Genomic DNA, 20,690 nt, shown 5'->3' with positions numbered 1-20,690 from the left:
GGCGGGATTTCCCCCTGTTGCCCGCCCGGAGAGCCCTTTCCCTCCAGCGTGACGAACGCTCGGTCGGCCCCCGCTCCAAGCCCCCGGAGCGGGGGTCTTTCCTTGTCCGGGGCGGGTGCCTAAGTCCAAGCCCGTGAAGATCGCCTCCTGGAACATCAACTCCGTCCGCTTTCGCATCGGCATCGTCGAGCAGTTCCTGCAGCAGGAACAGCCGGACATCCTCTGCCTGCAGGAAACCAAGGTCGAGGACGGCAGCTTCCCCCACGCGGCATTTCACGCGCTCGGCTATGACCATGTGCTGCTGCACGGCCAACGCATGCACCACGGCGTCGCCATCATCAGCAAATTGCCGCTGATCGAGGAAGAGCGCTACGACTGGCAGGCCAATGGCGAAGCGCGGCACGTCGGCGTGCGGCTGCCGAACGGCGTCCGCCTGGAAAATGTCTATGTGCCGGCCGGCGGCGACATTCCCGATCGTGAGCAGAATCCGAAGTTCGGGCAAAAGCTCGATTTCCTCGCCCGCATGACGTCATGGTCCGAAGACGTCCGCGTGCCCACGATCATGGTGGGCGACTTCAACATCGCGCCGCTCGAATGCGATGTGTGGAGCCACAAGCAGCTGCTGGACGTGGTCAGCCACACGCCGATCGAAGTGGAGACGCTGGGCAGGCTGCAAGCGTCACATGATTGGGTCGATCTCGGCCGCCGCTTCGTGCCGGCGCCGGAGCGCTGCTTCACCTGGTGGAGCTATCGCGCGAAGGATTGGGCCGCATCCGATCGCGGGCGCAGGCTCGACCATATGTGGTGCAGCCCCGAACTCACCGGCAACGCCGTCGCGCACCATGTCCACGAGCCCTGCCGCAGCTGGCTGAAGCCGTCCGACCATGTGCCGCTGGTGACGGAGTTCGCCTTTTGACCGAGGGCCGCGTCGCCCGCGCGATCGACGCGCTTCGGCGCGGCTGGCCGATCGCGCTCGGCGACGGCGATCGGGCCATGTCCCTGCTGCCCATCGAAAGCGCGGACGCCGGGCAGCTTGCCACCTTCGACCCCGAAGGCCGCGCCGATGTCCTGATCTCAGCCAGCCGTGCCGAGACGCTGAAGCTCGCCAACCAGCGCGAAGCGGCCGATCCCGGCCATGCTGTCCGGGTCGAGCGGGCGCCTTGGCTCGAGTTCGACACGGCGACGGCCTTGGCCGACCCCGCGCTCGATCTCGCGACCCCGCTCAAGGGTCCGTTCCGCGCGATCGAGGTCGGCGCCCAGCAGGTCGCCGATTGTGCGCTGGACCTGGCGCGCATGGCCGGGCTGCTCCCCGCCTTCTTCGTGCTCGACGGCGGAAGCGCGCCGGTGCTGCTGAGCGATGTCGCCGACTTTGCCGATCCGGCAAGGCTGCGGATCGCCACGCGCGCCAGGCTGCCGGTCGAAGCGGACGAAGGGGCGGAGATCGTCGCCTTTCGCAGCAGCGATGGCGGCGACATGCACGTCGCGCTGATCCTCGGCCAGCCGAACGGCCAGCCACCGGTGGTACGCCTCCACAGCGAGTGCCTGACGGGCGACGTGCTCGGCTCGCTCAAGTGCGATTGCGGGCCGCAGCTGCACGGCGCGCTGAAGGAGATCGCCGGCGCCGGCTGGGGCATCCTCCTCTATCTCCGGCAGGAGGGGCGCGGCATCGGCCTGATCAACAAGCTCCGCGCCTATGCCCTGCAGGATCAGGGCTTCGACACCGTCGACGCGAACACCCGTCTCGGCTTCCGCGTCGACACCCGCGACTTCCGCGTCGCCGCCCGTATGCTGGAGCTGCTCGGCCAACGCCAGGTACGCCTCCTGACCAACAATCCGGCGAAAGTCGCCGAACTCGAGCGCGCCGGCATCGAGGTCGTCGAACGCGTCCCGCACAAGATGGCGGCAAACCCGTACAACGAAAAATACCTGGCGACGAAGCGAGATCGTACCGGCCACCAGCTTTGAGAAGCAGACTGCCGAGTGGTTGGTTCAATATCCGGGAACGACCCAAATCGGACGTGAGCAACTGCCGCGAAAGGGCGCTTTCCGGCTGCATTAGGCAATCGCTAAAGGGATATGAGTAGGGACGCGGATCAACCATAGGGGGCGTCGATTGAGCTATCTTGATGATGATCAGCGCGAGGAGCTTAAGCCGTTCCGAGTCCCGTCAATCCTCTTCGGCGCACTGGTGCCTCTACTCGCCGGCTATGGCGTTTTGATTGCCATGACGAACCAAAAGTTCTGGGGCGACTTCGGCTTGAGTCTGCTGAGTTGGGTTCCGGGTTTGACTGTCGCCTTCGCCGTTATCGCTCTACCAGTATCGCTGATCTTTGTGCTTGTAATGACCGGGCTGGCGAGGGAATGGCCCGTGCTGAGCGGTCTGCCTGCCTGGATGATTGGTGGGCCGATTGTATCTAGTCCCCTCGCGCTGGCATTCGGGTTACTCCTCGGAGTCTGGGGGGCATGTTTCATCTCTGCACTAAGTGTGATCGGCGGCGCCTCAGCATGGATGGGGCGACCTGCCGACTTAAGGTCAAGGCGCACTGAGGCTGCCCTCAGATGACCGTGATCCACCCGGCGCAGACATCGAGAATGTCAGTCAGTTTCCGCTATGTTTGAGTTTGCCGGATTTGCCCTGCTGATTGCATGCTTCTTTCTGCCCACTGTTGGAAGTGGCTACGTTGGAGGACGGATTTCCAACCGTCAGGCAGGCTCGATGATCTATATTGCCTCTGCCTTCGCGCCCTTGTTTGTCGTCGGTTGGCTGCTGCTGAACCGAGAGCCGAGCCCCACCGGGTTAGAGATCGGCCTCTGGCAGGGTATCGCCTATCTGGTTGTGTTTGGGCTGCCGGGGTCGATGACTTTGGCAACGATCGGGTTCATCGCCGGTAGCGTGATCCGGAGGCGGAACAGCGGCGTGATCTAAGGGCAGCTAACCACCCGATGGAGAGCTTTCGGTTACTCTTGTACCGTAACAATTCCGTTACGTCTTGCAGGATTGCTCCGCCGCTACCGAGCACAATCGCAAACAGAATATCGAAACCTTTTTCCCGTTATCGAACCTCGCGAAAGGTATTGTCGTATGTTCCAGCGGGCGACCTTCTCTTTTGTGGAGAGCGCATTTGGCAGCACGCGAGACGGGCGTACGCTCTTTATGCCATTCGGAGTGTACGGCAGAGCGTATATCGTCGCCGATCCCGAACAGGCGATCCAACTGCGTCGTGACCTGCGGGCCTTCGGATTCCTTGCCTTCTCGTTTGTCGCGCTACTCCTGAGCACTATTCTGGTGCGCAATTATGCTGGAGCTAACACCCTTTTTTGGCTGTTGATTTCAGCGGCGGTAACGGGTTCCGCATTCTTCTTTGGCTTCACATTGTGGGCAAAGCGAGCAGGCTCTCGGCTCGCGATTTTGGAAGCGGGAACAGAGGCGATCCCAACTTTGTTCGATCTTGAGGCTGACGCCGCAAACGCCATCGCTCAAGTCCTGCTTCCGAAGGTTGAAGAAGAGTCTGATTGGACGAATGCGCTGTCACTGGCAGGCTGCCTAGCAGGCTTTTCCTGTCAAGTTGGAGTTCGCATGCGGGCGGAAGCAGAGCATCGTGCATCGGGATTGGTCGAAATCGCTACTACCCGCGACAGGCTTTACTACTTCGGTGATGCGCTAAATGGGCCGCTCGCGGAGGGTTCGCCTTCTATTTGGTCCATTGTCAGCAGTAACGCACCCGTTACTCCGTTGCTTCCCGTCTTTAAGACCGTGACCTCAGAGATCGGCTCTGACACTTTCGAGTACTATGCCGACGGCCTCGTCAAAGCGCTCCATCAAAGCTGGCGCTCCACATCTGCGTTTCTAGATGCCCGAGGAATCGAACCTGATCGGTGGCCGTTCGTCATCGCGGCGGCGGCCAAGAAAATCGCCGAGGAGTGTCCGCTCGATCTGACCGCAGCGTCGATCATTGTGATGACAGCGGCAATCCCCTCATCCAAGTTGGACCCCGCTGAAGTCATCGTCCCGGAGCGTTGAGCAGGTGACTTCACATACTGCAGATGTCCCCAAACCACCCATCGCGGACATTTCCGAACTACGTGGAGGGACAAGCGAAAGGGCTGTCCTATTGGTCGCTCGGTTTGATAGGCTCGGTGCCCGCCCGGTTTCTGCCGGCGGCCGCTCTTTGAACAGTTCAGATCGACAGAGATTTACATGTTGCACGTGCAATATGTGCGGAATGTGCGGAATGTGCGGAAAGGAACCGTCAGCCTATCCGTGCCGCCGGCACCGAACACGCAACGAAATTTATGTGTTTCGTTTGAAGGTCATGAAGTTCGCGAAGGCCGCGGGTCAGGACAGCATCGCCCTCACCTCCTCGAAGCTGTGGGCGATCTGGTGCACCCCCAACGCACGCAGCCGGTCGGCATGGCCGGGCAGGCAGTGGGAGGCGGCAGCGAGGCCGATGACGGTGGCGCCGGACGCGACCGCGCCCCGGACACCCACGGGCGAGTCCTCGAGGATTGCGGTGCGCGCGATATCGATGCCGAGCGCTTCCGCGGCGTGCCAATAGAGATCGGGGGCTGGCTTGCCCCGCGCGACATGTTCCTTGCCGCTGAACACCTTGTCGCCGAACGCGTTGGTGAGGCCGAGATGGGCCAGGTGCGCGCGGACCCAATGGCCGCTGCTCGAAGACGCCACCGCCTTGGGCCAGTCGGGCGGGAGCGAACGGACGAACGCCACCGCGCCGGCGACCTCCGCCATGCCTTCGGCGAGCGCCCGCGCGTCTTCGGCGGCGCGGCGGCTGTGAAACTCGGGCGGTAGCGGCTCGCCGATGCGTTCCTCGATCGCGCCGATAAAGGCAGGCCCGCTCAGCCCAACATAGTGGGTGAGCGTATCCTCGACCGAATGCGCGAAGCCGAGTTCGGTCAGCAGCCCCGCCAGGTGGCGATTGCCCTCCCATTCGCTTTCGAGCAGCACGCCGTCGAAATCGAAGATGATCCCGTCGAACTTCACCCGCGCGCGCCGAACAGGGCGGAGCCGACGCGGACATGGGTGGCGCCCAGCATCACCGCCGTCTCGAAATCGCCGGACATGCCCATGCTGGTGAGCGCCAGCCCATGGTCGCGGGCGAGCTTGGCGAGCAGCGCGAAGTATGGCGCGGCCTCGACGCCCACAGGCGGCACGCACATCAGGCCGGCCAGCGCGAGCCCGGCGGTGCGCGCCTCCCTCAGCAGCTTCGGGAGCTCGGCGACCGGGCAGCCGCCCTTTTGCGCCTCATCGCCGATATTGACCTGCGCGAAGAGGAGGGGCGCGCGGCCGCTCCGATCGATCGCCTTCGCCAGCGCCGTGACGAGCGAGGGCCGGTCGACGGAGTGAATGGCGTCGAACAGCTGCACCGCCGCTTCGGCCTTGTTGGATTGCAGCTGTCCGACCAGATGAAGATCGATGCCCGCATGGCGGTCCCGCAAGGCAGGCCATTTTTCTTCGGCTTCCTGCACCCGATTCTCACCGAAGCTGCGCTGTCCCGCCGCGATCAGCGGCTCGATCGCCTCCGCGGCATGGGTCTTCGATACGGCGATCAGGGTCACCTCCTCGGGCGACCGGCGCGCGGTCCGGGCCGCGCGTGCGATGCGGTCGCGGACGGCGGCGAGACGTTCGGCTTCAGGCATGGCGCTGCTATAGGAAGCGCGATGAACCGCCGCCACCTCGCATTGCCGCGCGTCTGGATGCTGACCGACGAGCGCCATGGCGAGGCGCCCGAAGCGCTTGTCGCCCGGTTGCCGCGTGATGTGGGGGTGGTGGTCCGCCATTATTCCCTTCCGCTCCGGGAGCGGATCGCGCTCGCGAAACGCCTGTCGCGGACGGGGCGGTTCACGGTCTTCGCAGGCAGCGAGGCCGAGGCCCGACGCGCCGGCGCTGACGGCGTTTATGGCGCGGCGAGGAGACCAAGCCGCCTGCCCCGCCTCTTCCCGGTGCATGACGGCGCCGAGATCCTCCGGGCCGAGCGCGCGAATGCGGCGCTGCTGCTGCTCTCGCCGGCCTTCGCCACGCGATCGCACCAAGGCTCGCGAGCGCTCGGGCCGGTACGGTTCGGCCTGCTTGCGCGGCGAACCACCAGACCGATCATTGCACTGGGAGGGATGAACGAGCGTCGGTGGAGGCGTTTGCGGCCCCTGGGCGCTCAGGGATGGGCGGCAATCGACGCCTGGATCAGAACTTGATCGCAGTTCCGATATAGACGGCCTGGCTGTCGCGGCGGCCATCGTCGACGATCTGCAGCCGGTCGCGCTGCTCGGCCCGGTAGCGCACGCCGGCAGTCAGATCGAGGTTGCGCGCGATCGAATAGGAGCCGCCGACATCGAAATTGTAGCTGCGCCCGCCGGTCAGATTGGCCGAAACGCCGTCGGTCGGGCGGTCCTGGCCCGCCTGGATCCGTGCACTCCACTTCGGGGCGTTGTAGCTGACGCCGACATCCACCTTCTCGCGGCTGCCGGGCAGGCCGGCCATGTCGACCCGCGCCATGTCGCCGGAGAGTGCGAAACGCCTCCAGCCCACGGCCATGCCAAGATTATAGGCAATCGGCGCGATGCTGATCACCTGCGGTGCCGCCGTGACGCGGGTGCCGGTTGGCTTCGGCACCGACGCTGCCGCACGCACGGCCACCATGACCGACTGAGCCCCCGGCTTGGACGATGAAGCAGGAGTGAAACGGAAGCCGCTATTGGCGAGGCCTGCGCGGGCGTAGATCGCGGCAACGCGCGGATCGGCCGCGGCCGGCGTGAAGGAACCGATGCCGCCGCGCGCGCTCAACGAAACCGGGCGTTTCAGGATCTTGCGGGTAACGTCGGACGAGGCACCGATCGCAGGCATAGCAACAGCGATCACGGCCAAAGCCGCGCCCGCCAATGCCACCCAATTGCGACGCATACGCATCTCGACTCGTCTTCACCCCACTCTTCAACGACCCAGTTAGCGATTCCATTCCGGAGTCGCCACCTTGCCGGAGTCGAATCCTTTGCACCTGTTGCACAACATCCACAGCGCTGCTTGCGAGCCCGCCTTCAGCCCCTATAACGGCGCCCGATTAACCGGCCGTGTCCGAAGGATTGCCCATGTTGCGCTCGCCTCGTTTCGCCCTGCTGATTTCGTCCGTGCTGGCCCTGTCCGCCTGTGCATGGGTGAAGGAGGACCTGTCCAAGGGGCTCGGCGGCGGCGGCAAGAGCAACAAGGATCGCAGCGAGCAGGCGGACCTCGCCGCGTCCAAGGTGACCTCGATCGGCGTCAACGCCTATCTGTGGCGGGCAGCGCTCGACACCGTCTCCTTCATGCCGCTGGTGCAGGCGGATTCGAATGGCGGCGTGATCGTCACCGACTGGTATGTGAACCCCAGCTCGCCGGGCGAACGGATGAAGCTGACCGTATCGATCCTCGACCAGGATTTGCGCGCCGACGCGCTGCGGGTCGCGGCTTCGCGCCAGATCACGCAGAACGGCCTGTGGGTGGACGCTCCGGTGGCTGCCGCCACCGTGCAGAAGCTGGAAGACATCATCCTCAACAAGGCTCGTGACCTGAGGCGTGCCGCGTCCGGCCTGGAGTAATCCGTGGCGGACCGTTTCAACCCGAAAACTGCCGACGCGCGCTGGCAGAAGGTCTGGGCCGAGCGCGGCACCTTCCATGCGCGCGACGACAGCCCCAAGCCCAAGAGCTACGTGCTCGAGATGTTCCCCTATCCATCGGGGCGCATCCATATGGGGCATGTCCGCAACTATACGATGGGGGACGTGCTCGCCCGCTATCGGCGGATGAAGGGCATGGAAGTGCTCCATCCGATGGGATGGGACGCGTTCGGCATGCCCGCCGAGAATGCGGCGATGGAAAAGGGCGTGCACCCGGGCGACTGGACCCGCGCCAACATCGCGACGATGCGCGACCAGCTGAAGTCGCTAGGCTTCGCGCTCGACTGGAGCCGCGAGCTCGCCACCTGCGAGCCCGATTATTACGGCCATGAGCAGGCGCTGTTCCTCGACCTGTTCGAGGCTGGCCTCGTTTACCGCAAGGAATCGGCGGTCAATTGGGATCCTGTCGACATGACCGTGCTCGCCAATGAGCAGGTTATCGACGGCCGGGGCTGGCGGTCCGGCGCGCTCGTCGAGAAGCGCAAGCTCAGCCAATGGTTCCTGAAGATCACCGACTTTGCCGACGAGTTGCTGGAGGGGCTGCACAGCCTCGATCATTGGCCCGACAAGGTGCGGCTGATGCAGGAGAACTGGATCGGCAAGAGCCAGGGCCTGCAGTTCCGGTTCAAGCTTTCGGACGGCGGCGAGGTCGAAGTCTTCACGACCCGGCCGGACACTATCTTCGGCTCGAGCTTCGTCGCGGTCGCGGCGGACCACCCGCTCGCCGCTCAGGTGGCCGAAACGAACCCCGCCGCCGCCGCATTCATCGAGGAGTGCCGGGCCGGCGGCACGACGGCCGCCGAGATCGAAACGGCGGAGAAGAAGGGCTTCGACACCGGCCTGACCGCTGCCCATCCGTTCGACTCCGGATGGCAGCTGCCCGTCTACATCGCGAACTTCGTGCTGATGGATTATGGCACGGGCGCGGTGTTCGGCGTGCCGGCGCACGATCAGCGCGATCTCGACTTCGCGCGGAAATACGGCCTGGCCGTCACGCGCGTCGTTGCGGACGCCGATAAGACCGATCCCGTCTTCGAAGGCGATGAGGCCTATACCGGCCCCGGCGCGCTGGTGAACTCGCGCTTCCTCGATGGGCTGGATGTCGAGGCCGGCAAGCGGGCCGTCATCGCGCGCGCCGAAGCCGAAGGCTGGGGCCATGGCACGACCGTGTGGCGGCTGCGCGACTGGGGCGTGTCGCGCCAGCGTTATTGGGGCACGCCGATCCCGATCATCCATTGCGAGGCCTGCGGCGTGGTCGCGGCGCCGCGCGATAGCTTGCCGATCGTCCTGCCGGAGGATGTCGACTTTGCCACGCCCGGCAATCCGCTCGACCGTCATCCCAGCTGGAGGCATGTTGACTGCCCAAGCTGTGGCGGGCCTGCACGGCGCGAGACCGACACGCTCGACACTTTCGCCGATTCGAGCTGGTATTTCGTCCGTTTCGCCAGCCAGCCCGATGACAAACCGTTCGACAAGGCGGTGGCGGAAAGCTGGCTGCCCGTCGGCCAATATATTGGCGGCGTCGAGCATGCGATCCTGCATCTCCTGTACGCACGCTTCTGGACGCGCGCGCTCAATCGGATGGGCCAGCTTGACATCAAGGAGCCGTTCACGGGCCTGTTCACGCAGGGCATGGTCACGCACGAGACCTATCAGGCGCCCGACGGCCGTTGGCTGAGCCCCGAGGAGGTCGAGCAGCGCGACGGCAAGCTGGTCACGGACACAGGCGAGCCGGTGACGCTCGGCCGCGTCGAAAAAATGTCCAAGTCCAAGAAGAATGTGGTCGATCCCGCCCCCATTCTCGACAGCTATGGCGCCGATGCGGTGCGCTGGTTCATGCTATCGGACTCGCCGCCGGAACGCGATCTCGCCTGGTCGGTGTCGGGCATCGAAGGCGCGTGGCGCTTCGTCAATCGGGTGTGGCGGCTGGTGCAGAGCGTCGATGCCGCTGAGGGCGCCGACCCCGCGCTCGCCCGCAAGCGCCACAAGACTGTCGCCGGCGTTGCCGAGGACATTGAAGCGCTTGCCTTCAATAAGGCCGTCGCCAAGCTGTACGAGCTGGTGGGAGCCGTCGAGAAGGCGAAGCCGTCGGCGGATCGGTCCGAGGCGATCCGCACCCTGGTCCGCCTGGTCGCGCCGATGATCCCGCATCTCGCCGAAGAGGCATGGATGAGCCTCGGCCAATCCGGCCTGGTCGCGGACGCGCCCTGGCCCGACTACGATCCGGCGATGCTGGTCGAGGATGAGGTGACGATCGCGGTCCAGGTCAATGGCAAGCTGCGCGATACCCTGACGGTCCCGCGCGGCGAGGCCCGCGACACGCTCGAGGCCAAGGCGCTGGCGGCGCCGAACGTCGTGCGCTTGCTCAACGGAGCCGCGCCGAAGAAAGTGATCGTCGTGCCCGACCGCCTGGTGAACCTGGTCGCGTGAGGATCGCTGTCGCCTTTGCCGCAGCGCTGCTGCTCGCCGGTTGCGGGCTGCAGCCGCTCTATTCGGGCGGCGCCGGCGGCACGGTCGCGCAGGCGCTGGCCGGCGTCGAAGTCGCGCCAATTCCAGGCCGGGGCGGCTGGCTGGTGCAGAACGCATTGAAGGATCGGGTCACCGCCGTACGCGACGGCGCACCGCTTTACCGGCTGGTGGTCGAACTCGACGACAATATCGAAGGGTTCGGCGTGCGGCGCGATGATGCGATCACGCGCGAGCGCCGCACCTTGCGCGCGCGCTATCGCCTGACCGAAGCGGGCAGTGGCGCGGTGCTGCTGGATGCAACCGCAGGGTCCGACGTCGGCATCGACGTGGTCCGCTCGGAATATGCAACGATTGCAGCCGAGAACACCGCATTGGAACGACTGGCGCAGGAAGTCGCGGACCAGATCCTCGCCCGCATCGCGCTCTACGCCAAGCGGGCGCAGTGAAGGCCGACAAGGGCACGATCGAGCGCGCCCTCGCCAAGCCGCAAGCGCGCTGCTTTCTCCTCTACGGCCCTGATGAGGCTGGGTCCCGTGCCCTCGCCGACCGGCTCGCCACGACGATGGGCTCCGAGGCCGAGCGCATCGACCTGGACGGCAGCACGCTTGCCAAGGACCCGGCCTTGCTGGCCGATGAGGCGGCATCCAGCTCCCTGTTCGGAGGCGCGCGCTACATCCGCGTGCGCGCCAATGGCGACGAGATCACCGACGCCGTCGAAGCGTTGCTGGAGGCGCCGCAAGCCGGCAACCCGGTCGCCATCATCGCTGGGGCGCTCAAGCCGGCATCGAAGCTGCTGAAACTGGCGCTCGCCTCTCCCGATGCGCTCGCCTTTGCCAGCTATCTGCCGGAAGCGCGCGATGCGGTGCCGCTCGTCATCGGCATGGCGCAGCCGCTGGGATTAAAGGTGGCGCCGGACATCGCCCGTCGGATCTTCGATGCCTGTGCAGGCGATCGGGCCGTAATCGGACGGGAGCTCGAGAAGCTGGCGCTCTTCCTCGACGCGGCCGAGGCAGCACCCAAACCACTCGATGCCGCTGCCTTGGAAGCAGTCGGCGCCGGCGAGGGGGAAAGCAGCACGGCCGCCCTGATCGACGCGGTGCTGACCGGCGCCATCCGGCAGGCGACCGAAGAGCTGGTGCAGCTGAGTTCGGCCGGCGAGGATGGCGTCGCCCTCCTCCGCGCGACGCTCCGCAGACTGTTGCAGCTGGCGGCGCTCCGCTCGGAGGCCGATCGGACGAGCCTCGCTGCGGCGATGGACGGCGCCGGCAAGTCGCTGTTCTGGAAGGACAAGCCGGTCGTCGAAAGCGAGTTGCGCCGGTGGACCTCGGCGGAACTCGCCACTCTCGTCGACCGCATGACATCTGCACAAGCGCAGCTGTTGGCGTCGGGCAATGCGGGGTCGGTTCTGTTCTCGCAGGAGCTGCTCACCGTCGCACGGCAGGCGCAGCGGCGGAGCTAGATCCGCTCGCCGGTCAGCCGCTGGCAGATCAGATCGAGTTGATCCAGGCTCGAGAAGCCGAGCGTGACAGCCCCTGCCCCACTGCCATAGCTGATCTTGACCTTGAGGCCGAGAAGGTCGCCCAGCTGACGCTCCAGTGCGGCGATATCGGCATCGCTCTCGCGGGGCGCCCGGGCAGGCCGGTTGCCAGCTGGACGAGCGGATTGCGCCAGCCGCTCCGTTTCGCGCACCGAAAGACCGCCTTCGACAACCTGACGAGCGAGCGACTCCGGGTCGGGTGCGGTGATCAGCGCGCGCGCATGGCCCATCGACAATCGGCCGTCCGCCACCATTGCCCGAACGGCGAGCGGAAGATCCAGCAGTCTCAACAGGTTGGCGATATGGCTGCGCGACTTGTGAACGATGCGGCCGAGCGCCTCCTGGCTGTGGCCGAAGCGTGAGATCAGCTTGGCATAGGCCTCCGCTTCCTCGATCGCGTTCAGATCCTCGCGCTGGATATTCTCGACGAGCGCCAGTTCGAGCGTCTCCGCCTCGTCGAACTCGCGGACGATTACCGGCACCTCGTGTAACCGCGCGCGCTGGGCTGCGCGCCAGCGCCGCTCGCCGGCAACGATCTGGTAGCGCCCGTTCCAGGGCCGGACGACGATGGGCTGGATCAGACCACGCGACTCGATCGACCGCGCGAGCTCATCCAGTGCCGCGTCGTCAAAGAAGCGGCGCGGTTGCTCGGGGTGCGGCTCCAGCTCCGAGACCGGCAAGCTGCGCACGCCCGGACCGCGGTCGGTGCCACCGGACACCGGCTCTTCTCGCACCGCCTCTCCCAGCAGGGCGGAAAGGCCGCGGCCAAGGCCGGTGGGACGCTTTTGGCGGGCAGCTTCGGTCATGCGGCTTTCTTCAGCTGAGGAAGACGGTCGAGCAGTTCCCGAGCGAGCGCCATATAGGCTTCGGAACCGGAACAACGATGATCGTAGATGAGGGCCGGCATGCCATGACTCGGCGCTTCCGACAGGCGCACGTTTCGCGGGATCACCGTTGCGAACACCTTGTCGCCCAGACAGGTACGCACATCCTGCGCCACCTGCTCGGTAAGATTGTTGCGACGATCATACATGGTCAGCGCGACGCCGAGTATCTCGAGATTGGGGTTGAAGCCCGCGCGAATGCGTTCGATCGTTTGAAGAAGCTGGCTAAGTCCTTCTAGCGCAAAGAACTCGCACTGGAGCGGCACCAGCAGCGAGTCGGCGGCGACCATCGCATTGACCGTCAACAAACCCAATGAAGGCGGGCAATCAATCAGGCAAATGTCCCAGCGGGCCGCTGCAGCCCCGCCGCTCAAGGCGGCACGCAGGCGATGCGTTCGCTGATCCAGATCGATCAGCTCGATCTCGGCGCCGGACAGGTCTACGGTGGCGGGAACGACGTCCAAACGGGGAATGCGGGTCGGCACAACACAATCGGTTAGCGCCGCCTGACCGGTGAGCAGGTCGTAGCTGCTCGCTCCCCGCGCCGACTGGGCGATGCCCAAGCCCGTCGACGCATTGCCCTGCGGGTCGAGGTCGACCAGCAACACCCGCCAGCCAATTGCAGCGAGAGCCGTGGCGACATTGATGGCGGTGGTGGTCTTCCCCACCCCGCCCTTCTGGTTGGCGACGCCCACGCAGATCATCTTTTCACCTCGGACTCACGTCCCGCGCGACGATGATGCGAGCATCAGGGTCGGTCAGGCTCTGTTCCACGTGGAACACACCTTGCCATGTCTGCCGGGCTTCATCCAGTTCCCGTTCGGCGCTCCGTCCCTTGGGCAGCACCCAAATGGTGGACGAAGTTGTGAGTTGAACCGTGGACCGAAATATTTCGGTCAGAGGCGCATAGGCACGAGCGGTCACTGCGTCAAAGCGCTGGTCACTGAGACGCTCTACGTTGGCCTGCCGAACCTCGGCGTGTGCGAGCCGAAGTTCGCTGATGGCCCGCTCCAAGAACTCCACGCGGCGCCGGCGAGGCTCGACCATGAGGATCGGAGTGTCGCTGAGACAGGCCAGCACCATTCCCGGGAGACCTGGTCCAGAACCCACGTCCAGCCACCGGTTGGCGCCTCCAGCCAGGCGATGAAGCTGCGCCGAATCGAGAATGTGGCGCACCCAAACTCCCGCCAAGCTCGCCTGGCTGATCAGATTCTGGTGCGCGTTCTCGGCAATAAGCAGCGCGACGAATTGCTCCAGGCGGGCGAGCCGATCCTGGCCATATCGCTCCGCCATCCAGGAGCGAGCCTCCGACTCCGTCACGCCGCGCGCTTCTGACTATGGGCGAGGATGATCGCAAGAGCAGCCGGTGTGATGCCGCGGATGCGGCTGGCGCTCTCCAGGTCGGCCGGGCGTGCTGCTTCCAGCCGTTCCCGCATTTCGTTGGAGAGGCCGGGGATCACGCGGTAATCGATCGTCTCAGGGATGGCCGTGCGACCGGCTGCTCGAAGCGCGCGGACCTCCGTTTCCTGGCGTTCCAGATAGGGAGCATAGCGAGCATCATCGATGGCGAGGTCGAGAAGATCGGCGTCGACGGCCCCCAGCCCGGGCACCACACCGAGCAGCTGCTCCCGGCCCACCCCGTCGAAGCGGAGCCAGTCGGCGAGACTGCGGGCACGGCCATCATCCCGCAGCTGCGCCGTCACTTCCCGCGCGCGCACTACCGTGCCGAGCATCGCTTTGATATCGTTCAGCTTCGCCACACGACCAGAGGCATAGGACCGACGCGTTGCGCCGAGACAGCCGACCTGCTCCCCGATCGGCGTGAGACGCTCGGTGGCATTGTCCGCGCGCAACTTCAGGCGATACTCCGCACGCGCGGTGAGCATCCGGTAAGGCTCGGTCACGCCCTGCAGCGTGAGGTCATCGATCATCACGCCGATGTAGCTGTCGGCGCGATCGAACGTGACGCAGTCCTGGTCGGCAGCAAGACGCGCCGCGTTAATCCCCGCCACAAGACCTTGTGCGGCGGCCTCTTCATAGCCGGTCGTGCCATTGATCTGGCCCGCGAAGAACAGGCCGCGCACCGCCCGCAGTTCGAGCGAAGGATCAAGCGCTCTGGGGTCGATATAATCATATTCGACGGCATAGCCCGGCTGCACGATCACAGCCCGCTCGAGCCCGGCAATGGTGCGGATCATTGCCTGTTGCGCGTCGAGCGGCAGCGAAGTCGAGATGCCGTTCGGGTAGATCAGCGGATCGTCGAGCCCCTCCGGCTCCAGGAAGATCTGGTGCCCATCGCGATCACCGAAGCGCAGCACCTTATCCTCAATCGATGGACAATAGCGCGGCCCCTGCCCCTCAATCGCGCCCGAGTGAAGCGGCGACTGGTCAAGCGCACCCCGAATGACGTCATGCGTTCCAGGCGTCGTCCGCGTGATGAAACAGGCGAGCTGCGGCCGCAGGCGTCGGTTCGTCAGCGGCGACATGGTCCAGCCCGCATCGTCGGACGGCTGACGTTCGAGACCGCTCCAATCGATGCTGCGCCCGTCCAGACGAGGCGGCGTGCCGGTCTTCAGCCTCCCCATCGGCAAGCCCAGTGACCGAAGTTGCTCTCCCAAAGGCAGGGCTGCCGCCTCGCCGACGCGCCCGCCTTGATCCGTGCTGCGCCCGCGGAACAGGCGCCCATTCAGAAAAGTCCCCGTCGCAAGCACGACGGCGCGCGCGCGAAGCTCGCGTCCATCCGCAAGCCGCACGCCTTGGACTTCGCCTGTGCGCGCGGTGATCAGCGAGGCCGCTTCACCTTCGACGACTTCCAGATGAGGTTGCTCACGCAGCATGCGCTGGATCGCAGCACGATAGAGCTTCCGATCCGCCTGGGCCCGCGGGCCGCGCACCGCCGAGCCCTTGGACGCGTTGAGCATGCGATGGTGAATGGCCGCTTCATCCGCCGCGCGACCGACCAGCCCGTCCAGCGCGTCAACTTCCCGGACCAAGTGTCCTTTGCCCAGGCCGCCAAATGCCGGATTGCACGACATCGCCCCGAGCGTCGCTGCATCGAAGGTTACCAAAGCCGTCCGTGCACCGATCCGCGCCGCGGCCGCGGCCGCTTCGCAGCCCGCATGGCCGCCGCCGATCACGATCACGTCATACATGGCGCGGCCTCAAACCTCAGGAGCACCCGCCTGTCAAACTGTTCCACGTGGAACAGCTTACTTTCCGATGCAGAAGGTGCCGAAGAGCGCGTCGAGCATTTCTTCCGTTCCCGCCCGGCCGGTAAGTGCATCAAAGGCTGCGCGGCACGTTCGCAGATGCTCAGCCGCAATCAACTCGTCAGCTTCCGCGGAGAACGCCGCAAGGGCATGATACGCAGTGGCCACATGCACGCGCTGCCGGCGTCCAAGCGCCACGTCACCTTCTCTCGGCAGCAGCCCACGCGCGCAGTCGAGCAACTGCCTGACCAATGCCTGGATTCCATCACCGGAATGTGCAGACACCCGCAACCGCTCGGTCTGCACACCCAGCCGATCCGGCGCATCCGACCGCGCATAGACGGGAATCACGGTGGCAACACCTGCGTCTGGCGCCTCGCCGTCTCCAAGCCAGATAAGAATGTCGGCGTCGGCGATCCGTCGATTGGCGCGGGCAATCCCCTCCTGCTCGATCGGGTCGGCAGTATCAGCGCGCAGACCCGCGGTGTCGGTGAAAAGGAAGGCGACACCCTCCAGCCGCACCGGTACTTCGATCACGTCGCGCGTCGTGCCTGCCAGCGGCGAGGTGATCGCCACTTCACGACCTGCTAAGGCGTTGATCAAGGTCGACTTTCCGGCATTGGGCGGGCCCGCGACGACGACCCGGACTCCGTCGAACAGCCGCTCCGATCCCGGCCGCGCCAGCAAGGCATGCATTTCGCCGCTGAGAGCCGATGCGAGCGCGTCGATGCGAGCGCGGTCTGCCGGCACGTCGTCCTCGTCCGACTGATCCAACGCCGCTTCAACCATGGCGGAGAGCATCAGCAGGTCACGGCGCCAGCGCTCCACATCCGCGCTCAGTCCCTCACCCGCGAGAGCCGCTCGCCGCTGTGCTTCGGTTTCCGCACGCAGCAGCTCGGAAAGGGCTTCCGCCTGCACCAGGTCCAGCCGGCCGTTCTCGAAGGCCCGCCAGGTAAACTCCCCCGCGCGTGCCGGCCGCGCGCCGGCCTCACAAGCGAGCGCCTCTTCGACTGCATCGACCGTGGCACGTCCGCCATGCAGATGCAGCTCGACCAGCGGCTCGCCGGTTACCGATGTCCTGGCCGGGAAGCAGACGACCAGACACCGGTCCAATTCCTCCTGGCTCTCTGGATGCCGGAGCGTTCTCAACGACATACGGCGGGGCTCGGGCAATGGTCCGGCCATTCGCTCCACCAGGTCGAGGGTGCCTGGACCACTGATCCTCACGACTGCGATGGCAGCCGGTGGTACGCCGCTCGACAGCGCGAAGATCGTATCCGTCACGATTTCCGGCCAGTCATCCCCTCGATCACCTGCTGCCACATCTTGAACCCGGCGTCGCTCATCGGACCCCAGCTCTTCATCATGGACTCCATGGCGTCCGAGCTCACCCCGTTCTTCACCGTGTCGACCAGCTGAGCGACATAGGCTTCGTGCACCGGCGACAGATCCGGCAAGCCCATGAAGCGACGCGCTTCCTCAGGCGTGCAATCGACTTCGACATTGATCTTCATTGCGTCTCTCTTCCCCCCGCTGCTAACCCGAGCCATGGCTTATGCGCCCGGCCAGATGATGATCGCAACGCCTATCGGCACCGTGCGGATCGACGGCGACGGCCGCGTCCTCACCGGCATCCGCATCGGCGGCACCGGCCCCGTAGCCAGCCGAGACGCGCTGCTCAACGAAGCGGCGGCCCAGCTTTCCGCCTATTTCGCGGGCGAGCTCACGCATTTCGACCTGCCGCTCGCCGAACCGGAGAGCGACCGCGGCCCGGCCCTGCGCGCCGCAATCTGCGCGATCGGCTATGGAGAGACGGCGACCTATGGCGCGCTCGCCGAACGCACCGGAGCGAGCGCACGGGCAATCGGCCAGGCCTGCGCCAGCAACAGCTTCCCGATCCTGGTGCCCTGCCATCGCGTGCTCTCGGCCGGCGGCGCGCTCGGCCATTACTCGGCCGGCGATGGTCCGGCGACCAAGGTCTGGCTGCTCAAACACGAAAATGCGGAAGGTTGGCTGATATGATGATCGAGATCGAAACGCTGGCGCATGACGACCGCTTCAGCGCCTATGCGGCGGAGCCTTTGGGAACGCCCAAGGCCGCGGTGATCGTCATCCAGGAAATTTTCGGGGTCAATGAAGGCATAAGGCGCAAGTGCGATCACTGGGCACAGCTCGGCTATCTCGCGCTCGCGCCCGACCTGTTCTGGCGCCTGCAGCCCGGCGTCGAGCTCGATGCCGACGTGCCCGAGCAGTTCCAGCAGGCGCTGGGGCTGATGGGCCGTTTCGACCAGGATCGGGGCATCAGCGACATCGAAGCCACGATCCGCGCCGCGCGTGAGCGGATCGGCGGTGGCAAGGTCGGCTGTGTCGGCTACTGCCTCGGGGGGCGGCTCGCCTTTATGACGTCAGCCCGCACCGATGTGGATGCGAGCGTCGGCTATTATGGCGTCGGCATCGACAATCTCTTGCGTGAAAAGCACGCTATCTCACGCCCGTTGCTGCTCCACATCCCGACCGCCGATCATTTCGTCGGCGCCGATGTGCAGAAGGCGATGCACGAGGGGTTGGACGATCACCCCAAGGTCACGCTCTACGACTATGAAGGGCTGGACCACGGCTTTGCCGCCGAGATGGGCCAGCGCCGCAACGACGAAGCCGCACGTCTCGCCGACGGCCGGACCGAGGCCTTCTTCGCCGAGCACCTCGGCTAGGGCGCGCTACGCCATTGCGGTCAGCGTCGGCTGGAGGTCGTGCCAGCCTTCGTAGATCATCTTGCCGGCGACATAGAGGATGATGACGAGACCGACCCAGGCAATCCAGCGATAGCGCTCGATGTAGCGCGCGATGATGTTCGCGGCGACGCCCATCAGGGCGACGGCGAGAATAAGGCCGATCACCATGATACCGGGATGCTCGCGCGCCGCGCCGGCGACGGCGAGCACATTATCGAGGCTCATCGACACGTCGGCGACGGCGACGGCCCAGGCGGCCGAGGCAAAGCTCTTGGCGGGCCGCACGCCGCTATGCTCGTCGCCTTCGATCTCTGCGGAACCGGGCGATTCGCCGGTGTGGCGGATCTCGCGATACATTTTCCACGCGACCCAAAGCAGCAGCAGGCCGCCGGCCAGGACCAGGCCATATTCCTTGAAGCGCTCGAGCCCGTAGAGCACCAGCACCGCAAAGACGATGCGCAGCAGCAGCGCCGCCAGAATGCCGATCGCGATCACCTTCTTGCGCTGATCGGTCGGGAGACCGGCCGCGAGCGCTCCGACGATGATCGCGTTGTCGCCGGCGAGAGCGATGTCGAGCAGCACGACGGTCATGAAGGCCTGCAAGGCCGACCAGCTGCCAAGATTGGAAAAGTCGCTGACGATGTGGCTCCACAGCCAGGACAGCGACATGGCTTCTTGCGCGATCTGCGGTGTCATGTCGCGCGAACGCTAGGCGCGGAAAGAGGGTCCGACAAGCAAAAGGCGCGGAGTGAATCCGCGCAGTCGGTCGGGGCTACGCCCCGCCGGCCGCGCTTGAGCAAGTCCATGGCTTACTCAGCCACGGCCGCTCGGCGCATTATTGATTCATCGAGTCGAAGAAGTCCGAGTTGGTCTTCGAGTCCTTCATCTTGTCGAGCAGGAACTCCATCGCGTCGATGGTGCCCATCTGCATCAGGATGCGGCGCAGGACCCACATCTTCGAGAGCGTGCCCTTGTCGACCAGCAGCTCTTCCTTGCGAGTACCGGACTTGCCGACGTCCATCGCCGGGAAGATACGCTTGTCCGCCACCTTGCGGTCGAGCACGATTTCCGAGTTGCCGGTGCCCTTGAACTCTTCGAAAATGACCTCGTCCATGCGGCTGCCGGTGTCGATCAGCGCGGTCGCAATGATCGAGAGCGAGCCACCCTCTTCAATGTTGCGCGCCGCACCGAAGAAGCGCTTCGGCCGCTGCAGCGCATTCGCATCGACGCCGCCGGTCAGCACCTTGCCGGAGCTCGGCACGACCGTGTTGTAGGCGCGGCCAAGGCGCGTGATCGAGTCGAGCAGGATCACAACGTCCTTCTTGTGCTCGACCAGGCGCTTGGCCTTCTCGATCACCATCTCGGCGACCTGGACGTGGCGCTGCGCAGGCTCGTCGAAGGTCGAGGAAATCACTTCGCCCTTCACCGAACGCTGCATGTCGGTGACTTCCTCGGGCCGCTCGTCGATCAGCAGCACGATCAGGAAGACTTCGGGATGGTTGGCGGTGATCGAGCGCGCGATGTTCTGCAGCAGCACGGTCTTGCCGACCCGCGGCGGCGCCACGATCAGCGCGCGCTGGCCCTTGCCCTGCGGCGAGATGATGTCGATCACCCGCGCCGACTTGTCCTTGATCGTCGGGTCCTTGGGATCGAGATCGAGCTTCTGCTCCGGATAGAGCGGCGTCAGATTGTCGAAATTGACGCGGTGGCGCACCGCCTCCGGATCATCAAAATTGACCTGAGTAAGCCGGGTCAGCGCAAAGTAGCGCTCGCCGTCCTTGGGAGCACGCACCTCACCCTCGACCGTGTCGCCGGTGCGCAGGCCGAACTTCCGCACCTGATTGGGCGAGACATAGATGTCGTCGGGGCCGGCCAGATAATTTGCTTCCGGGCTGCGCAGGAAGCCGAAGCCGTCGGGCAGCACTTCGATCGTGCCTTCGCCCATGATCTGCTCGCCATTCTCCGCCTCGGCCTTGAGGATCGCAAACATCAGATCCTGCTTGCGGAGCGTCGAGGCGCCCTCCACGCCCAGCTGCTCGGCCTTTTCGACCAGCTCGGCAGGCGTGTTCTTTTTCAGGTCTTTGAGATGCATGGGGGGCCTTGGATCGGTTTTCGGGTGAGGAGACCGGTACGGAACGGCGATCTGTAGGGGAAACGCCCGGACAAGGACTGCGCCGCGCGATTGCTCGCGAGTTAG

General features: G+C 65.3%; 23 protein-coding genes. 12 read left to right on the top strand and 11 right to left on the bottom strand.

The window, feature by feature from the left end; translation table 11 throughout:
* The first annotated feature begins 133 nt into the window (after positions 1-133).
* From HJG53_RS10355 to HJG53_RS10335, 5 genes are all read left to right on the top strand, one after another.
* Entirely contained in the window at positions 134-916 is a 783-nt protein-coding gene (locus HJG53_RS10355) for an exodeoxyribonuclease III (RefSeq protein ID WP_171130229.1), read from the top strand.
* A complete protein-coding gene (gene ribA / locus HJG53_RS10350) occupies positions 913-1,965 on the top strand; it encodes a GTP cyclohydrolase II (protein ID WP_254447679.1) in 1,053 nt (350 codons plus the stop codon). The genes HJG53_RS10355 and ribA overlap by 4 nt, the downstream gene beginning before the upstream one ends.
* Before the next feature lie 148 nt (positions 1,966-2,113).
* Positions 2,114-2,563, top strand: a complete 450-nt coding sequence (locus HJG53_RS10345) for a hypothetical protein (protein WP_171130227.1) — start codon at positions 2,114-2,116, stop codon at positions 2,561-2,563.
* Between the two features lie 48 nt (positions 2,564-2,611).
* On the top strand, positions 2,612-2,926 hold the full coding sequence (locus HJG53_RS10340; protein WP_171130225.1) for a hypothetical protein: 315 nt from the start codon (positions 2,612-2,614) through the stop codon (positions 2,924-2,926).
* Positions 2,927-3,082: 156 nt separating this feature from the next.
* The gene (locus HJG53_RS10335) at positions 3,083-4,021 is read left to right on the top strand and encodes a hypothetical protein (RefSeq protein ID WP_171130223.1); all 939 of its coding nucleotides are present in this window, start codon (positions 3,083-3,085) and stop codon (positions 4,019-4,021) included.
* Positions 4,022-4,336: 315 nt separating this feature from the next.
* Here the strand turns inward: HJG53_RS10335 and HJG53_RS10330 are convergent, their stop codons facing one another.
* Positions 4,337-4,999: an HAD family phosphatase gene (locus HJG53_RS10330; protein WP_171130221.1), complete on the bottom strand. Its 663-nt coding sequence runs from the start codon at positions 4,997-4,999 to the stop codon at positions 4,337-4,339.
* Entirely contained in the window at positions 4,996-5,655 is a 660-nt protein-coding gene (locus HJG53_RS10325) for a YggS family pyridoxal phosphate-dependent enzyme (protein ID WP_171130219.1), read from the bottom strand. Before HJG53_RS10325 ends, HJG53_RS10330 begins: the two co-directional genes overlap by 4 nt.
* Positions 5,656-5,676: 21 nt before the next feature.
* Here HJG53_RS10325 and HJG53_RS10320 point away from each other — a divergent pair, with 21 nt between their 5' ends.
* On the top strand, positions 5,677-6,207 hold the full coding sequence (locus HJG53_RS10320) for a thiamine phosphate synthase (protein WP_171130217.1): 531 nt from the start codon (positions 5,677-5,679) through the stop codon (positions 6,205-6,207).
* Here the strand turns inward: HJG53_RS10320 and HJG53_RS10315 are convergent.
* Positions 6,197-6,919, bottom strand: coding sequence for a hypothetical protein (locus HJG53_RS10315; protein ID WP_254447678.1), 723 nt, complete (start codon positions 6,917-6,919; stop codon positions 6,197-6,199). The genes HJG53_RS10320 and HJG53_RS10315 overlap by 11 nt on opposite strands.
* Before the next feature lie 179 nt (positions 6,920-7,098).
* Here HJG53_RS10315 and HJG53_RS10310 point away from each other — a divergent pair, with 179 nt between their 5' ends.
* From HJG53_RS10310 to holA, 4 genes are read left to right on the top strand one after another with little or no spacing between them, the layout of a single operon-like run.
* Positions 7,099-7,584, top strand: a complete 486-nt coding sequence (locus HJG53_RS10310; protein ID WP_171130215.1) for a DUF3576 domain-containing protein — start codon at positions 7,099-7,101, stop codon at positions 7,582-7,584.
* A gap of 3 nt (positions 7,585-7,587) precedes the next feature.
* Entirely contained in the window at positions 7,588-10,092 is a 2,505-nt protein-coding gene (gene leuS / locus HJG53_RS10305) for a leucine--tRNA ligase (protein ID WP_171130213.1), read from the top strand.
* Positions 10,089-10,577, top strand: a complete 489-nt coding sequence (gene lptE / locus HJG53_RS10300; RefSeq protein WP_171130211.1) for an LPS assembly lipoprotein LptE — start codon at positions 10,089-10,091, stop codon at positions 10,575-10,577. Before leuS ends, lptE begins: the two co-directional genes overlap by 4 nt.
* Positions 10,574-11,590, top strand: coding sequence for a DNA polymerase III subunit delta (gene holA, locus HJG53_RS10295; RefSeq protein WP_171130209.1), 1,017 nt, complete (start codon positions 10,574-10,576; stop codon positions 11,588-11,590). Before lptE ends, holA begins: the two co-directional genes overlap by 4 nt.
* Here holA and HJG53_RS10290 read toward each other — a convergent pair.
* From HJG53_RS10290 to HJG53_RS10265, 6 genes are read right to left on the bottom strand one after another with little or no spacing between them, the layout of a single operon-like run.
* The gene (locus tag HJG53_RS10290) at positions 11,587-12,474 is read right to left on the bottom strand and encodes a ParB/RepB/Spo0J family partition protein (RefSeq protein WP_171130207.1); all 888 of its coding nucleotides are present in this window, start codon (positions 12,472-12,474) and stop codon (positions 11,587-11,589) included. The two genes, holA and HJG53_RS10290, sit on opposite strands and share 4 nt — an antisense overlap.
* On the bottom strand, positions 12,471-13,256 hold the full coding sequence (locus tag HJG53_RS10285) for a ParA family protein (RefSeq protein WP_171130205.1): 786 nt from the start codon (positions 13,254-13,256) through the stop codon (positions 12,471-12,473). The genes HJG53_RS10290 and HJG53_RS10285 overlap by 4 nt, the downstream gene beginning before the upstream one ends.
* A gap of 4 nt (positions 13,257-13,260) precedes the next feature.
* The gene (gene rsmG, locus HJG53_RS10280; protein WP_217352754.1) at positions 13,261-13,845 is read right to left on the bottom strand and encodes a 16S rRNA (guanine(527)-N(7))-methyltransferase RsmG; all 585 of its coding nucleotides are present in this window, start codon (positions 13,843-13,845) and stop codon (positions 13,261-13,263) included.
* Between the two features lie 23 nt (positions 13,846-13,868).
* Positions 13,869-15,704 carry a tRNA uridine-5-carboxymethylaminomethyl(34) synthesis enzyme MnmG gene (gene mnmG, locus HJG53_RS10275; RefSeq protein ID WP_171130201.1) on the bottom strand — a complete coding sequence of 612 codons (1,836 nt, stop codon included), beginning with the start codon at positions 15,702-15,704 and terminating at the stop codon, positions 13,869-13,871.
* Positions 15,705-15,761: 57 nt separating this feature from the next.
* Positions 15,762-17,045 carry a tRNA uridine-5-carboxymethylaminomethyl(34) synthesis GTPase MnmE gene (gene mnmE, locus HJG53_RS10270; RefSeq protein WP_171130199.1) on the bottom strand — a complete coding sequence of 428 codons (1,284 nt, stop codon included), beginning with the start codon at positions 17,043-17,045 and terminating at the stop codon, positions 15,762-15,764.
* The gene (locus tag HJG53_RS10265; protein WP_171130197.1) at positions 17,042-17,275 is read right to left on the bottom strand and encodes a DUF6489 family protein; all 234 of its coding nucleotides are present in this window, start codon (positions 17,273-17,275) and stop codon (positions 17,042-17,044) included. Before HJG53_RS10265 ends, mnmE begins: the two co-directional genes overlap by 4 nt.
* A gap of 34 nt (positions 17,276-17,309) precedes the next feature.
* Here HJG53_RS10265 and HJG53_RS10260 point away from each other — a divergent pair, with 34 nt between their 5' ends.
* Entirely contained in the window at positions 17,310-17,783 is a 474-nt protein-coding gene (locus HJG53_RS10260; RefSeq protein WP_171130195.1) for a methylated-DNA--[protein]-cysteine S-methyltransferase, read from the top strand.
* Positions 17,783-18,472: a dienelactone hydrolase family protein gene (locus tag HJG53_RS10255; protein WP_171130707.1), complete on the top strand. Its 690-nt coding sequence runs from the start codon at positions 17,783-17,785 to the stop codon at positions 18,470-18,472. The genes HJG53_RS10260 and HJG53_RS10255 overlap by 1 nt, the downstream gene beginning before the upstream one ends.
* 6 nt (positions 18,473-18,478) lie before the next feature.
* On the opposite strand, the gene HJG53_RS10250 is transcribed toward HJG53_RS10255, so the two are convergent.
* Entirely contained in the window at positions 18,479-19,189 is a 711-nt protein-coding gene (locus HJG53_RS10250; RefSeq protein WP_171130193.1) for a YjbE family putative metal transport protein, read from the bottom strand.
* Positions 19,190-19,328: 139 nt separating this feature from the next.
* The gene (gene rho, locus HJG53_RS10245) at positions 19,329-20,585 is read right to left on the bottom strand and encodes a transcription termination factor Rho (protein WP_171130192.1); all 1,257 of its coding nucleotides are present in this window, start codon (positions 20,583-20,585) and stop codon (positions 19,329-19,331) included.
* Positions 20,586-20,690: the final 105 nt, after the last annotated feature.

Source organism: Sphingomonas sp. ID1715, from assembly GCF_013044515.1.
In the GTDB taxonomy this organism is placed as follows: Bacteria; Pseudomonadota; Alphaproteobacteria; order Sphingomonadales; family Sphingomonadaceae; genus Sphingomonas_B.
The sequence above is the reverse complement of the archived record's forward strand: the minus strand, read 5'-3'. Positions and strand labels throughout refer to the sequence as shown.

Coding starts and splice junctions, on each gene's coding strand:
- HJG53_RS10340 (WP_171130225.1), top strand. CDS start 2,612: ATGTTTGAGTTTGCCGGATTTGCCCTGCTGATTGCATGCTTCTTTCTG.
- HJG53_RS10335 (WP_171130223.1), top strand. CDS start 3,083: ATGTTCCAGCGGGCGACCTTCTCTTTTGTGGAGAGCGCATTTGGCAGC.
- HJG53_RS10325 (WP_171130219.1), bottom strand. CDS start 5,655: ATGCCTGAAGCCGAACGTCTCGCCGCCGTCCGCGACCGCATCGCACGC.
- HJG53_RS10320 (WP_171130217.1), top strand. CDS start 5,677: ATGAACCGCCGCCACCTCGCATTGCCGCGCGTCTGGATGCTGACCGAC.
- HJG53_RS10315 (WP_254447678.1), bottom strand. CDS start 6,919: ATGCGTATGCGTCGCAATTGGGTGGCATTGGCGGGCGCGGCTTTGGCC.
- HJG53_RS10310 (WP_171130215.1), top strand. CDS start 7,099: ATGTTGCGCTCGCCTCGTTTCGCCCTGCTGATTTCGTCCGTGCTGGCC.
- HJG53_RS10290 (WP_171130207.1), bottom strand. CDS start 12,474: ATGACCGAAGCTGCCCGCCAAAAGCGTCCCACCGGCCTTGGCCGCGGC.
- HJG53_RS10285 (WP_171130205.1), bottom strand. CDS start 13,256: ATGATCTGCGTGGGCGTCGCCAACCAGAAGGGCGGGGTGGGGAAGACC.
- rsmG (WP_217352754.1), bottom strand. CDS start 13,845: ATGGCGGAGCGATATGGCCAGGATCGGCTCGCCCGCCTGGAGCAATTC.
- mnmG (WP_171130201.1), bottom strand. CDS start 15,704: ATGTATGACGTGATCGTGATCGGCGGCGGCCATGCGGGCTGCGAAGCG.
- HJG53_RS10265 (WP_171130197.1), bottom strand. CDS start 17,275: ATGAAGATCAATGTCGAAGTCGATTGCACGCCTGAGGAAGCGCGTCGC.
- HJG53_RS10260 (WP_171130195.1), top strand. CDS start 17,310: ATGGCTTATGCGCCCGGCCAGATGATGATCGCAACGCCTATCGGCACC.
- HJG53_RS10255 (WP_171130707.1), top strand. CDS start 17,783: ATGATCGAGATCGAAACGCTGGCGCATGACGACCGCTTCAGCGCCTAT.
- HJG53_RS10250 (WP_171130193.1), bottom strand. CDS start 19,189: ATGACACCGCAGATCGCGCAAGAAGCCATGTCGCTGTCCTGGCTGTGG.
- rho (WP_171130192.1), bottom strand. CDS start 20,585: ATGCATCTCAAAGACCTGAAAAAGAACACGCCTGCCGAGCTGGTCGAA.